Annotated in this window: 13 protein-coding genes; 8 read left to right on the top strand and 5 right to left on the bottom strand. The window is 72.1% G+C overall.

Going from position 1 to position 13,509, the window contains the following annotated elements; translation table 11 throughout:
* Positions 1–44 precede the first annotated feature (44 nt).
* The 3 genes from AB0F72_RS18945 to AB0F72_RS18935 are packed head-to-tail and all read right to left on the bottom strand — an operon-like array spanning position 45 to position 3,647.
* The gene (locus AB0F72_RS18945) at positions 45–1,280 is read right to left on the bottom strand and encodes a beta-ketoacyl-[acyl-carrier-protein] synthase family protein (protein WP_360432529.1); all 1,236 of its coding nucleotides are present in this window, start codon (positions 1,278–1,280) and stop codon (positions 45–47) included.
* Positions 1,281–1,290: 10 nt separating this feature from the next.
* Positions 1,291–3,321: a hypothetical protein gene (locus AB0F72_RS18940; protein ID WP_360432526.1), complete on the bottom strand. Its 2,031-nt coding sequence runs from the start codon at positions 3,319–3,321 to the stop codon at positions 1,291–1,293.
* Positions 3,318–3,647 carry a PadR family transcriptional regulator gene (locus AB0F72_RS18935; protein WP_360432523.1) on the bottom strand — a complete coding sequence of 110 codons (330 nt, stop codon included), beginning with the start codon at positions 3,645–3,647 and terminating at the stop codon, positions 3,318–3,320. The genes AB0F72_RS18940 and AB0F72_RS18935 overlap by 4 nt, the downstream gene beginning before the upstream one ends.
* Before the next feature lie 104 nt (positions 3,648–3,751).
* Between AB0F72_RS18935 and AB0F72_RS18930 the strand changes: the two genes are divergently transcribed.
* The 5 genes from AB0F72_RS18930 to AB0F72_RS18910 all read left to right on the top strand — a co-directional run bounded on the left by AB0F72_RS18930 (position 3,752) and on the right by AB0F72_RS18910 (position 8,351).
* Entirely contained in the window at positions 3,752–4,642 is an 891-nt protein-coding gene (locus tag AB0F72_RS18930) for a M56 family metallopeptidase (RefSeq protein WP_360432520.1), read from the top strand.
* A gap of 75 nt (positions 4,643–4,717) precedes the next feature.
* Positions 4,718–5,554, top strand: a complete 837-nt coding sequence (gene efeU / locus AB0F72_RS18925; RefSeq protein ID WP_360432517.1) for an iron uptake transporter permease EfeU — start codon at positions 4,718–4,720, stop codon at positions 5,552–5,554.
* 7 nt (positions 5,555–5,561) lie between these two features.
* Positions 5,562–6,686 (top strand): iron uptake system protein EfeO, encoded by a 1,125-nt coding sequence (gene efeO, locus AB0F72_RS18920; protein WP_360432514.1) that lies wholly within the window; start codon positions 5,562–5,564, stop codon positions 6,684–6,686.
* Between the two features lie 43 nt (positions 6,687–6,729).
* Positions 6,730–7,947, top strand: a complete 1,218-nt coding sequence (efeB, locus tag AB0F72_RS18915; protein WP_360432511.1) for an iron uptake transporter deferrochelatase/peroxidase subunit — start codon at positions 6,730–6,732, stop codon at positions 7,945–7,947.
* Between the two features lie 41 nt (positions 7,948–7,988).
* Positions 7,989–8,351 carry a BlaI/MecI/CopY family transcriptional regulator gene (locus tag AB0F72_RS18910; RefSeq protein WP_360432508.1) on the top strand — a complete coding sequence of 121 codons (363 nt, stop codon included), beginning with the start codon at positions 7,989–7,991 and terminating at the stop codon, positions 8,349–8,351.
* Here AB0F72_RS18910 and AB0F72_RS18905 read toward each other — a convergent pair.
* Positions 8,299–8,808, bottom strand: a complete 510-nt coding sequence (locus AB0F72_RS18905) for a helix-turn-helix domain-containing protein (RefSeq protein WP_360432505.1) — start codon at positions 8,806–8,808, stop codon at positions 8,299–8,301. The genes AB0F72_RS18910 and AB0F72_RS18905 overlap by 53 nt on opposite strands.
* Positions 8,809–8,900: 92 nt before the next feature.
* Between AB0F72_RS18905 and AB0F72_RS18900 the strand changes: the two genes are divergently transcribed.
* The 3 genes from AB0F72_RS18900 to AB0F72_RS18890 all read left to right on the top strand — a co-directional run bounded on the left by AB0F72_RS18900 (position 8,901) and on the right by AB0F72_RS18890 (position 12,538).
* A complete protein-coding gene (locus tag AB0F72_RS18900) occupies positions 8,901–9,557 on the top strand; it encodes an SGNH/GDSL hydrolase family protein (RefSeq protein WP_360432502.1) in 657 nt (218 codons plus the stop codon).
* An 81-nt stretch (positions 9,558–9,638) separates the two neighbouring features.
* Complete coding sequence (gene fxsT / locus AB0F72_RS18895; protein ID WP_360432498.1) at positions 9,639–12,095, top strand: FxSxx-COOH system tetratricopeptide repeat protein; 2,457 nt, start codon at positions 9,639–9,641, stop codon at positions 12,093–12,095.
* A complete protein-coding gene (locus AB0F72_RS18890; RefSeq protein WP_360432495.1) occupies positions 12,089–12,538 on the top strand; it encodes a hypothetical protein in 450 nt (149 codons plus the stop codon). Before fxsT ends, AB0F72_RS18890 begins: the two co-directional genes overlap by 7 nt.
* Here AB0F72_RS18890 and AB0F72_RS18885 read toward each other — a convergent pair whose 3' ends face one another.
* Entirely contained in the window at positions 12,539–13,405 is an 867-nt protein-coding gene (locus AB0F72_RS18885; protein WP_360432492.1) for an SIMPL domain-containing protein, read from the bottom strand. It abuts the gene before it with no gap.
* Between the last annotated feature and the right edge of the window lie 104 nt (positions 13,406–13,509).

The raw sequence follows: 13,509 nt of genomic DNA, 5'->3' as shown, positions 1-13,509 counted from the left end.
TTCGATGCCCCCCGTTCTGCTCAGGTCACCGCGCACACCGCCGGTCATGCCGCCGTGAACAGCAGCGACACGTTCTGCCCGCCGAATCCGAACGAGTTGCAGACGGCCGCGCGCACCTGCTGGCGGCGCGGTTTCTCGGTCACCACGTCCAGCTTCACCTCGGGCGCCTTGTTCTCCAGGTTCAGCGTGGCCGGGATGAGGCCGTCGCGGATGGTGAGCAGCGTGATGATGCTTTCCACCGCGCCGGCCGCGCCGACCAGATGACCGAGCGCGGACTTCGGGGCGGTCAGCACCACGTGGTCACCGAGCGCGGCCTGGATCGCGGTGGCCTCGCCGATGTCGCCGACGACAGTGGACGTGGCGTGACAGTTCACATGGTCCACATCGGCCGCGGTCAGCCCGGCGGTGGCGACCGCCGCCCGGATGGACCGGATCTGGCCGCTCCCGGCGGGGTCCGGCCCGGTGATGTGGTGCGCGTCGGAGGTGACCCCGAACCCGGCGAGACGGCCCAGCACCCGGGCGCCGCGCGCGGCCGCGAACTCGGCCCGCTCCAGGACGACCACGCCGGCGCCCTCGCCGAGCACGAACCCGTCCCGGTCCACGTCGAACGGCCGGGAGGCGCGCTCCGGCTCGTCGTCGCGCTTGGACAGCGTCCGGGCCTGGGCGAACCCGGCGATCGTGAGCGGCGTGATGCACGCCTCCGCGCCGCCCGCCACCACCACGTCGGCCTCCCCCGAGCGGATCAGGCGGGCGGCGAGCGTCAGCGCCTCGGCGCCGGACGCGCACGCCGACACCGTCGTATAGGTGCCGGCCTTCGCGCCGAGCTCGATGCTCACCCAGGCCGCCGGCCCGTTCGGCATCATCATCGGGATGATGAGCGGGGAGACCTTCTGCGGACCCTTCTCCTCGATCAGGTCGTCCTGCCCGAGCAGCGTGGTGACCCCGCCGATGCCGGTGCCGATCACCACGGCGATCCGTTCCGGCTCGGCCGCCGGGGCGCCCGCGTCCGCCCACGCCTGCTGCGCGGCGACCAGGGCGGCCTGCTCGCAGCGGTCGAGGCGGCGGGCCTGCACGCGAGGCAGCACGGTGTCCGGGGACACCGCCATCGGGGCGGCCATCCGTGGGGACAGCTGCTCCCAGAACGCGTACCCCCGCAGTTGCTCGTCGACCCGGCGCACCCCCGACCGGCCGTCCAGCAGGCCCTGCCAGAGGGTCTCCACATCGGGGCCCAGTGGGCTGGTGGCACCCAGCCCGGTGATCACGACGTCTGGGGCACTCATCCGGCTCTCCCTACACGGTTGCGATGGGCTTGCCCTCCACCGTAGAGCCACCGGCCGGATCCGCTGTCGCCACGCGCGGGTCGAGCCGGGCCGCGGCGAGCACCGCGAGCGGCACGACCAGCAGCGCGGCGCCGGGGACGACGGAGACGCCATCGGCCGGATACCCGGTTCCCTCGATCGAGAACAGCAGGCTGGGCACGATCGACAGGACGAAGACGGCGGCCAGCCAGAGCACCAGCGTCCCGGGGATTCCCGCCACGACCATGGCGAGGGTACGGGGTACCGAACGCTCCCGATGCCACCCGAGAAGGGCGACGGTGAGCACCGCGAGCGGCATCCCGACGAATGCCCCGGCCAGCGCGTTCCCGCTCTCCTCGGAGTTCACCGGCACCGGCGCGAGCCCGCTGACCGTCACCGCGGCGACCGGCAGCGCGAGCAGCGCGGAGGCCGCCCACCACGGCAGGCGGAGCCGGCTCAGCGTCACGGCGGCGATCACGGCCAGCAGCACGCCGAGGACCGCCAGACCGGTGGTGGTCAGCTGCAGCCCGCGCGGCAGGAACGGATGGTTCACGCCCGGGGTCCCCTGGGCCAGCAGCAGCGGCGCACAGCAGGCCGCGATCACGGCCGCCATGGTCACCCGCCGCCGCATCAGCCCGCCGACCAGCGCGGCACCGCCCGTCCCGGCGGCCGCCTCCCGGGTGGCGGGTGCCGGGCCGCCGGCGGTGAGCCAGGTCGCCGCTGCGGCGAGGGCGCCGATCAGCAGGGTGAGGCGCAGGCCGCCCGCGCCGGTGACGCCGGCGCGCAGCAGCACGCCGTCCGCGGCGACCAGCAGCCCGGCGAGGATCAGCGCGGCGGGGCCGGCCCGGCGGCGGTCCGCGGCGGCGACCAGCATGCCCGTCGCGGCGAGCAGGATCGCGCCCCAGCGCAGCTCGGCCACCCACAGGTAGATCTCACCGTCACCGCCGGGCATCGGCGCGGCCTCGGACACCAGCGGCATCGCCGGGTCCAGGATGGCGAGGGTGTAGGCCCAGCCGGTCACGGCGAGCGCGACACACACGGCGCCCACCGCGGTGAGCAGCGTGACCGGCACCGGGCGCACGTCGCCGGGCGGCGGCGCCGGCACGGTCTCCGGCAGGGCCCGCGAGCGGCGCGCGGCCATCCCGTAGGCGAGGGCCAGGATCGCGAACACGGTCAGCGTGACCGCCCACGGGCCGAGGTAGTGGAACGTCCGGCTGGTCAGCGCCCCCTCCCCGATCGTGGTGAACTCGACGGGCGGTTCACCGCCGGTCAGCGACGCCGCGGCCGCGCGCAGGCCGCCGGCCCAGCCCTCCTGGCTGGACAGCGCGAGCGGCAGTGTGGCGGCGACCGCCGCGACCGCGCTGACCAGCGGCGCGACGACCAGCAGCGTCCCGGCGCGGCGGCGGCCGCGGGCGACCGCGACACCGGCCAGCGCGATGCCGGGAACCCAGACCAGCAGCCCGGCCAGATGCGCGAGGATCTGGATCGGATCCTGCCCGGCCAGCGCCGGGGCGAGCAGGGCGGGCACGAGCAGCAGCGGGGCGAACCCGGCCGCGGTGGCCGGTCCGAGGCGGGCGCCGGGTTCGATCGGGGCGCGGCGGCCCAGCCACCAGCCGGCGAGCAGGCACCAGCCGGCGACGAACGCGCCTTCGGCCACGGTGGCGAGCCAGGCGCCGAAGCTGTGATCCTCGATGCCGAGCAGCGGGAACAGCACCGCGACCAGGGAGCGCGCGACCTGCGCGGCCCCGAGCGTCAGCAGCCCGGCGCAGAGCAGCGCGCCGGCCGGCATCAGCGTCCCGGTGGTCTCGGCCCAGCCGCGTGGAGCGCCACTGCCGTCCCGCACGGGTGGGGCGGCGAGCAGGCTCATCGCGTACCCGATGGCCTGTCGTGTGCCGTGCGGTTCGGCGATGATCGCGGCGAGCTCGGCGTGCCACTCGCGGGCCATCTCGTCGCGGATCTCGGCCGGCCAGCGGCGTGCGGCGAGGTCGAGGGCGCGGTGGGCGAGGCGGTCGACGACGGTCATGCGGTCCTCGGTTTCGGGGCGCCGCCGAGCGCCCGGTCGAGCTGCTGGCGCAGGGCGGCGAGCTCGGTGCGGGCCGCGACCAGGCCGTCCGGGGTCAGTTTGTAGTAGCGCCGGGCGGGCCGGCCGGCGGCGACCGGGTCGACGTCCTCCCACTCGGCCTGCACCCAGCCGGCGCGTTGCAGTCGCAGCAGGATCGGATAGAGCGTGCCGCTGGGGTGGCCGCTGGCGCGCATGAGGTCGAGGCCGTAACGCTCGGCCTCCGGGTCCTCGAGCAGCGCGGCGAGCACCTTCGACACGGCGGTGGTCACTCGGACGGGCGTGGTCATGCGGGCCACCGTAGCGGACCCTCGCACGGTTTTCTACATAGGGTCTCGCGGGCGTGGACGCGCTACGTTGGCGTCGAGCACCGGGCACCGTGAGAGGAAAGACGATGTTCGACCACTTCCTGGTATCCGTCGTCATCATCCCGCCACTGTTGGTGATCGCGGTGCGCCTGGTCGCCGAGCACCTGCCGCCGCGGATCGCCGCCTCCGCGGTCGCCTGGTCGGCGGCCGGCGCCGCGCTCGCCAGCCTGGCGAACCTGGCGGTCTTCGCCCTCAAGGCGGTCGCCGAGATCCCCCCGGTCGGTCGCGGTCTCGGCTGGTCCGCGCGGGTCGTCGCGGACGACACGGCCCGCGAGCCGTGGGTGTCGTGGCTGAGCGTGCTGCTGCTGGCCGCCGCCACCGTGTCGATCGGATGGACCTGGCGGCGGCAGCGGCGTCTTCTGCTCATCGCCGGGCAGTCCGCCGAGCCGGTGGTGGTGGTCCCGGACCCGGCGGCGCACGCCTACGCGGTGCCCGGCAAGCCGGGTCACGTCGTGGTCACCACCGGCATGCGCGACGCGCTCTCCGCCGAGCAGTTCGCGGCGCTGCTCGCCCACGAGCAGGATCATCTCGATTCCCGGCACCACCGTCTGGTGCGGATCAGCGAGCTCGCGTCGGCCGCGCATCCGGCACTGTGGTGGGTGACCCGGCAGGTGGACTACCTGGTGGAGCGGGCCGCCGACGAGCGGGCGGCGACGGTGGTGGGCTCGCGGCGCACGGTGGCCGAGGCGATCGGGATCGCCGCCCTGGCCGCCACGGCACGGCGGAAACCGGGGCTGCACGCGGCCGGCGGCGTCGTCCCGCGCCGGGTCAGCAACCTGCTGCGGCCGCCGGGCCGCCGGGCCGCCGCGATCCTCTGCGCGCTGCCGGTCGCGCTTGCCGTGTTCTCTCTGATCTGGACCGGCGAGGCCGCGTACGACCTGGGCGAACTGCTGCACGCCGCGATGGCCCGGTCCTGAGATTTGACTTCTACAACCGAATAGAAGAAGGTTGGCCTCACCAGCACTTAGGTATGCCTTACCTCAGGAGCCGCGTTGAGCGCCATCTACCTGATCGGTCTCCGGGAAGGTCTGGAGATCACCCTGGTGGTGTCCATCCTGGTCGCCTTCCTGGTCAAGACCGGCCGCCGGCCCCTGTTGCGTCATGTCGCGGCCGGGGTGGCCGCCGCCGCCGCGCTCTCCATCGCGGTGGCGGTCCTGCTGCAGGCCGGGATCGCCCGGCTGTCCTTCACCCAGCAGGAGCTGTTCGAGGCGATCGCGTCGTTCGTAGCCGTCGCGTTCGTCACCTGGATGATCTTCTGGATGCGCCGGATGGCCCGCAGCATCGGCAGTGAGCTGCGCGGACGCATGGAAGAAGCAGTCCGGGTCGGACCGTTCGCGATCGCCTCGGTGGCGTTCCTCGCGGTGGTCCGGGAGGGACTGGAGACCTCGATCCTGTTCTACGCCGCCGCGCAGGGCGCCGGGGACAACTCGCGGCCGCTGCTCGGCGTCACGCTCGGGCTGCTCACCGCGGTCGTGCTCGGCTGGCTGCTCTACGTCAGCGCGGTCCGGATCAACCTGTCCCGCTTCTTCACCTGGACCGGCGCGCTGCTGGTCCTGGTGGCGGCCGGCATCACCAAGTACGGGGTGCACGACCTGCAGGAGGCCGGCGTGCTGCCCGGCCTGGACACCCTGGCGTTCGACGTGAGCGGCGCGTTCCCGCCCGACACGTGGTACGCCGAACTGCTGCGCGGCATGGTCAACTTCACGCCCGCGCCGACGGTCCTGGAGACGGTCGCCTGGCTCGCGTACGGCGTCCCGGTCCTCGTGCTCTTCCTCTGGCCCGCCCGACAGAGGCCGGCCCGAAAACCCACCCTGCAGAAAGTTCCTTAGGAGAACCATGCGCCGCCTGACCGCCGCTTCCGCGGCAACGCTCCTGCTGCTCGCCGGCTGCGGGTCGTCCACCGACGACGCCGGCGGCGCGGCCGGCGACGGCCCGATCGCCGTGGCCGCCTCGGACACCGCCTGCGAGGTCGCCACGTCCGAGTCCGCCGCCGGGACCGTCACCTTCGCGATCGCCAACAAGGGCAACAAGGTCACCGAGTTCTACGTCTACGCACCCGGCGACCGGGTGATGGGCGAGGTCGAGAACATCGCCCCCGGCCTCTCCCGCGAGCTGCACGTCGAGCTGACCGCCGGCACCTACGAGACGGCCTGCAAGCCCGGGATGGTCGGCAAGGGCATCCGCAACGGCTTCACCGTGACCGGGTCCAGCGCGCCGCTCACCGAGGACGCCAAGCTGGCCCAGGCCACCAAGGACTACCAGCGGTACGTGAAGAGCCAGACCGCCGCCCTGATCGACAAGACCACCGAGTTCGTGGCCGCGGTCAAGGCCGGCGACGCGGCAGAAGCGAAGGCGCTGTTCCCGGTGTCGCGCACCTACTGGGAGCGGATCGAGCCGGTCGCGGAGATCTTCGGCGACCTGGACCCGGCGATCGACGGCCGCGAGGACGGAGTGGAACCGGGCCAGGACTTCACCGGGTACCACCGGATCGAGAAGGATCTCTGGCAGACCGGGGACATCAGCAAGTCCGGGCCGATCGCCGACAAGCTGCTGGCCGACGTGCAGAAGATCGTCGACCTGGCGAACAGCACCGCGCTGTCCCCGCTCCAGCTCGCCAACGGCGCGAAGGAACTCCTCGACGAGGTCGCCACCGGCAAGATCACCGGTGAGGAGGACCGCTACTCGCACACCGACCTGTGGGACTTCGCCGCCAACGTGGAGGGCTCCCAGGCCGCGATCGCGGCGCTGCGCCCGGCCCTGGAGGAGAAGGACCCGGCGCTGGTGAAGACGCTCGACGAGCGGTTCGCGGTGGTCGAGGCGTCGCTGGAGACGCACCGGGCCGGTGACGGCTGGAAGCTGCACAACCAGCTGACCGAGGCCGAGCTCAAGGTGCTCAGCGACGACATCAACGCCCTGGCGGAGCCGATCAGCAAGGTCGCGGCCCTGGTCGCCGGGAAATGACTACGGCCGTGGTCCGCCCGTACCCACGAAAGGTCTGAGAAGAGTGAAGCGCCGCAGGATGATCGGGCTGGCCGGGGCCGGCGTCGCCGGCATCGCCGCCACCGGCGGCGTGCTCGCTCTCACCGAGCAGGAGCGACAGGCGTCGGCCGGGAACGCCGGCGCGATCCCCTTCTACGGGGTACGGCAGGCCGGCATCATCACCCCGGCCCAGGATCGGCTGCATTTCGTGGCGTTCGACGTCACCGCCCGCACACGCGCGGAGCTCGTGGCGATGCTGGAGAACTGGACCGCCGCCGCCGCGCGGATGACCGCCGGCCTCGACGCCGGCACGATCGGCGCGGTCGGCGGCATCCCGGAGGCCCCGCCGGACGACACCGGTGAGGCGATCGGGCTGCCCGCCTCCGGGCTCACGCTGACGATCGGATTCGGACCCAGCCTGTTCCGCAAGTTCGGGCTGAGCGGGCAGCGCCCGGAGGCCCTGGAGGACCTGCCGCACTTCCCCGGCGACGCGATCGACCCGAAGATCTCCGGCGGCGACCTCTGCGTCCAGGCCTGCGCCCATGATCCGCAGGTCGCGGTGCACGCGGTGCGGAACCTCGCGCGGATCGGCATGGGTGTGGTGAGCGTGCGGTGGTCGCAGCTCGGATTCGGACGCACGTCGTCCACGTCGACGTCGCAGGCGACGCCGCGCAACCTGTTCGGGTTCAAGGACGGCACGGCGAACCTGAAGGCCGAGGAGACGGCGCTTCTCGACGAGCATCTGTGGGTCCGCGACGGGGACGGGCCGGCGTGGCTGACCGGAGGGTCGTACCTGGTCAGCCGCAAGATTCGGATGATCGTGGAAACCTGGGACCGGACCTCGCTGGGCGAGCAGGAGACGATCGTCGGGCGGACCAAGGGCACCGGGGCGCCGCTCACCGGCGGTCAGGAGTTCGACGAGCCCGACCTTTCCGACACTGCTGTCATCCCGGTGGACGCGCACGTCCGTCTCGCCCACCCGACCCAGAACCAGGGGGCGCGGCTGCTGCGGCGCGGATACAACTTCGTCGACGGCTCCGACGGGCTCGGCCGGCTCGACGCGGGGCTGTTCTTCCTCGCCTATCAGCGGGACCCGCGGCGCGGCTTCATCCCCGTGCAGACCTCCCTGGCCAGGAGGGACTCCATGAACGAGTACATCCGGCACGTCTCCAGCGGGATCTTCGCCTGCCCGCCGGGACTGCAGGCGGCCGACGACTTCTGGGGCCGGTCACTGCTGGCTTGAGCTTTCAACACGTACACAGGATTGATCGATACGATCCGCCGGTGAGCACACGCCGCCGGCCCGGCCAGCTGGAGACCGAGATCGTCACAGTCCTCGGCGGTGTCACCGATCCGCTGACGCCCGGCGAGGTGCGGGATCTGCTCGATCCGAGCGGGCAGCTGTCGTACAGCACCGTCGTCACCACGCTGACCAGGCTGTATGAGAAGGGCGCGGTGGCGCGGCACCGAGACGGACGAGCCTTCCGGTACGGGGCGCTGGCCGACCCGGCCGGCCTGGTCGCCGACCGGATGACCCGGTTGATGGCCGTCGAGCCGGATCGCGCGTCGGTGCTGCGGCGGTTCGTCAGCACGCTCAGCGAGCAGGACGAGCAACTGCTTCGTGACCTACTCCGCGAGCCGGACTGACGCCGCCCCGCTCCCCGCCGGCAGGTTGCGGGGTCAGGTCTCCGACGCCGAGCGCGTCACCGCACGCCGTGCAGTGCACCTCGGCCACGAACTCGTGCCCGCAGGTGTGGTCGAACCGGACCGGGTCCGCGCCCTTCCGGACGTGCTCGTGCCCCCATCGCTTCAGCGTGAGCAGCACCGGCGCGAGCGCCCGTCCCGCCTCGGTGAGCCGGTACTCGTATCGGGGCGGCCGCTCGCTGTACCGCTCGCGGGTGATCACGCCGTGGCCGGCCAGCTTCCGCAGCCTCGTCGCGAGGATGTCCCGCGGCGCGCCGGTGTTGCGCGCGATCTCGGTGAACCGCCGCTCCGCGTAGAAGAGCTCACGCACCACGAGCAGACTCCAGCGATCACCGACGACCTCCAGCGCGTCCGCGATCGTGCAGTCCCGGGTGGTCTTCTCCGCGCGTGCTGCCGTCATCCTCGAATTCTCACCCGAGTGGGTTGTGATTTCCAACTGACTGGGGTTGCTTTGCAGTTGGTTTGATAAACCAACTCACTGAGGAGGCAGCCATGACCATGCGATTCCCGACCGAGGCCACGGATCCCGACGTCCTCTCCCCCGCCGATGGCGCGCTGATCCTCGCCGACGCCCCCTGGCGGCGATTCGGTGTCTTCGGCGACAGCCTCTCCCTCGGCACGGGGGACGCCACCCCGGGGTACGACGCGCTGGGCTGGCCCGACCGGGTGGCGGGTGTGCTGCGGCGCGTCCAGCCCGGCCTCGCCTACCTCAACACCGCCCGGATCGGCGCGACCACCGCGCAGGCCCTCCGGGAGCAGGCGGCACGGATCGCGGAGTTCGGCCCCGATCTCCTCCACCTCAACAGCGGCGCGAACGACATCATGCGCCGCACGCCCGACTGGAGCCGGATCGAGGACGACCTGCGGACCATGTACGCCTGGGCGGCCTCGACCGGCGCCCGGCTGAGCGTCTTCACCCTCGGCCGGGCCTTCGTGATCCCCGGCTTCCCCGACTTCCGGGATCGCGTCGCCCGCCTCAACGCCGTCACGCGGTCGCTCGCCGCGGACCATGACGCGATCGTCGCGGAGTGCTGGGACCATCCGCTGAACGATCGACCCGACCTGCTCAGTGCGGACGGGATCCACTTCGCCGGTACGGGTCAGGCGGTCATCGCGAGTGTGCTGATCAAGGCACTCGGGCGGGCGTGACTTAAGTTGATCTTCGTGAATGCCGGGGCGGGCGTGGCATCGGTAGGATGACGGCCTGATCCGGTTTCCGGGAGGTCTGAGGTGGCGGGCCGGGACTTCTTCATCAGCTACGCGAGCGAGAATCGCGGCTGGGCCGAGTGGATCGCGGCGCAGCTGGAGGGCGCCGGATATTCCACCATTTATCAGGCAGCGGACTTCCGGCCGGGGCGGGACTTCGTGCACGAGATGCATGCGGCCGTCTCGTCGGCGGAGCGGACCATCGCGGTGCTGACGCCGGCGTATCTGCGGTCCGAGTTCGGCGAGGCGGAATGGCGGGCGGTGTTCGCCAGGGACCCGAGCGGGAAGCAGCGGCTGCTCATCCCGGTGCGGGTGCAGCCGTGTGACCCGTCGGGGCTGCTGACCACCCGGGTCTACGTGGACCTGGTGGACGTCGATGAGCAGGTGGCTCGCAAGAAACTGCTGGCCGCGGCGGAGAACGACCGGCCACGGCCGGCGGCCGGAGCGTTCCCGGGCGGTCGGGTCCCCGGCGCCACGCGGTTCCCCGGCGCGGGGCCGGCGGTGTCGAACCTGCCGGGGCGCAACCGGGTGTTCACCGGGCGGGCCGAGCTGATCGACGCGATGTACGCGGGGTTGCGATCCGACGGCCAGGGCTCGGCGGCGGTGGTGTCGGAGGCGGTGCACGGGCTCGGCGGGGTGGGAAAGACCACCCTCGCCATCGAGTACGCGTCGCGGTTCCGCAGTGACTACGAGCTGGCCTGGTGGATCGACGCGGAACAGCCGGCCACCGTACCCACGCAGCTTGCCGCTCTCGGGCGGCGGCTGGGGTTGCCGGAGGCGGCGGACGAGCGGGACGCGGTGGCGGCGGTGTTCGCCGAGTTGCGGGGCCGGTCGCGGTGGTTGCTGATCTATGACAACGCCGAGCAGCCGGCGTCGGTGACCCCGTTGATCCCGACCGGCGGCAACGGGCATGTCCTGGTGACGTCGCGCTGGCCGGCGTGGCGCCGGCACGCGCATGCGGTGGCCGTCAGCGTGTGGCCGCGGGCGGAGTCGGTGGCGTTCCTGCGGGCGCGGACGCCGCACACCGACGACAAGTTGCTCGGTGAGCTGGCGAAGCTGGTCGGGGACCTGCCGCTGGCGGTGGAGGAGGCCGCCGCCTACCTCGAACAGACCGGCGAGGACCTCGCCACCTACGTGGAGCTGGTCCGCGAGCGTGGGCGGGAGATCTTCGCGGCTCAAGCCGCACCGCCCGGTGTGGATCAGCGGCGGGTGGCGTCGGTGTGGACGCTGTCGCTGGATCGGGTGCATGCCGAAGAGCCCCTGGCCGAGCAGTTGCTGACCCTGCTCGCGTTCCTGGCGCCGGAGGTGCCACGGGATCTGCCTCTGGCGCAGCAGGATCTGCTACCGGAACCGCTGAAAGCGGCCGCCGCGGATCGCCTGGTCTACAACCGGGTGCTGGAAGCGGCGGGCCGATACGCGTTGATCAGCCTGAAGCCGGCCGAGATCGGGATGCACCGGCTGGTGCAAGCCGTCGTGCAGGCCCGGCTCGACTACGAAGCGGAAGCCCGCTGGGTGACCGCCGGCGTGGCCCTGGTCCACGAATTGTTCCCGGACGACAGCTGGGAGCCGGCGCGCTGGCCGGAATGCCAGCGGTTGCTGGCCCAGGCACTGGCCGTGGCCGACCACGCCGAGCGGCTGCGGGTCAGCGAGGAACAGGCCGGGCGGCTGCTGTACCGCGCCTCGACCTATCTGCGGGAGAGCGGGCAGTATCAGCAGGCGGAACCGCTTGCCCGGCGCGCTCTGACGCTGACCGAAATCGCGCTCGGCCCCGATCATGTCGAGACGGCCGCACGGCATGAGGAAGTCGGCCGGGTGATGCGGGAACTGAACCGGCTGGCCGAGGCACGAACCGAGTTCGAGCAGGCTCTTGCCATCAATCTGGCCGCGCTCGGCCCCGATCACAAAGACGTCAGCGTATGGCGCGGCAATCTCGGCACCGTCCTGCATGATCTGGGCCTGCTGGACGAGGCCCGCACCGAGCTCGAGCAGACCCTCGCGCTGGCGCTGGAGACGCTCGGCCCGGACCACCCGATCATCGCCGTCCGGCGCAACACGCTCGGCCTCGTACTGCAAGATCTAGGTCTGCTGGACGAGGCCCGCGCCGAGCTGGAGCAGGCCCTCGCCATCAGTCTCGAGGCGCTCGGCCCCGACCACCCGACGATCGGCATCCGGCGCAACAATCTTGGCAGCGTGCTCAAAGATCTAGGTCTGCTGGACGAGGCCCGCATCGAGCTGGAGCAGGCCCTCGCCATCAGTGTGCCGACGCTCGGCCCCGACCACCCGGACGTCGGCCTCCGGCACGGCAACCTCGGCAGCATTCTGTACGCGCTGGGCCGCACGGACGAGGCTCGCACCCAATTCGAGCAGGCCTTCAGGATCAGCTTGGCAGCGGTCGGGCCCGACCATCCCAACACCGAGACGATTCAGCTATGGCTCGACTTCCTGCCGGAACGCCGGCCGGGGAACGGAGACGAATGGTGACTGAGGCGTCCGATGTGGTTCTGGCCTACTGGAACGAGCACCGCCAGCAACTGCGCCAGTCCGAGAACCAGCGAGCCACCATGACCAACTTCGTCCTGGTGATCACCGCTGCCCTGAGCGGCCTCATCGTGCAGCAGAAGTTCGCCGCGGCCACCGTCCCGCTCGGACTGCTGATCACCCTGATCGGCCTCTTCGGAGCGATCATCTCCGCGAAGTACCACGAACGCGCGACCTACCACCTCGGCCAGGCCCGCGCCCTGACCGCCACTCTGAAGGACCTCGGCGTCCTCACCGACGACACGAACATCGGCGGCTTCCGGCAGCGCCACTACGACGCCTATCCCCGCCTGCACCGTCTCCGGCTGCACACCCTGTGGACCGGCCTCAACCTGGCCGTCGCCGCGTACGGCATCGCCCTGGCCGCGATCGCCGCCTTCTCGTGATCAGGCCTTCGCGAAGGCCCACTCCACCGTGACAGTGACCGACACCTGCTGCTGGCCGGGCTCGATCGGCACCGCCGAGTCCGCCGCCGCCTTCAGCGCGCTCGCCATGTCCTGCCCGTACGGCCGTCCGTAGCTGGGCGTCTCCTCGCTCACCTTGACCACCCGGCCGAGCGACCGGCCCGCCTCCCGGGCGTACAGCTCGGCCTTGACCCGCGCGTCGGCGAACGCCTTCTTCCGCGCCGCGGCGAGCAGCGCCGCGTCGTCCTCGATCAGGAACGTCGCACCGCTGAGCCGGGCCGCGTCACCACCGGCCGCGATCGCGGCGGAGATCGTCGCCCCGGCCTTCGGCAGGTTCCGGATCTTCGCGGTGAGACCCTGGTTGACGGTGTAGCCGGTGACGTCGCCCTTGTCGTCGCGCTGCGGATTGATCCCGGCGTCCGACGTCTGCAGGTCGGCCTTCTCCACCCCGGCCCGCACGAGCGCGTCCCGCATCCGGGTGGCCGCCGCGCTGGCCCGGTTCATGGCGTCGCCGACCGACGCGGCGCTGACCTCCACCCCGAAGTTCACCGAGAGCGTGTCGGGCTTCCCGGACACCTGCCCGGCACCGGTGACGAGGACGCCCTCCCGGGACCGGTCAGCGGATGACCTCGCGGCCGCGCCGGCTTCCCCACGCGAACCCGGGGCGGCGGGCGAACTCGCGCCCGGACCCGGGGCGGCGGGCGAACCCGTGGCGGCGGGCGAACCCGGGGCGGTGCTCGGCGAAGCCGACGCCGGGCGGGTGCCGAGGGGCCCGGTCGAGGGCACGACGAGGGTGGCCAGGGCGACGAGGGCCGGCAGGGCCATGCGTGGCTTGTTCACAGGACTCATCCTTAAGGAGTGTTTGTCCCGATTGAACCAGCCACGCCTGCCTGACCGGCGCGACCGCGCACAACTCAGCCGCCAGGGCGACCTGTCAGCGATGCGCGATCATT

The organism is Actinoplanes sp. NPDC023936 (assembly GCF_040639325.1).
Classification (GTDB): Bacteria; Actinomycetota; Actinomycetes; order Mycobacteriales; family Micromonosporaceae; genus Actinoplanes.
Note: the sequence above shows the minus strand (reverse complement) of the source record. Positions and strands in the feature narration are given on the sequence as shown.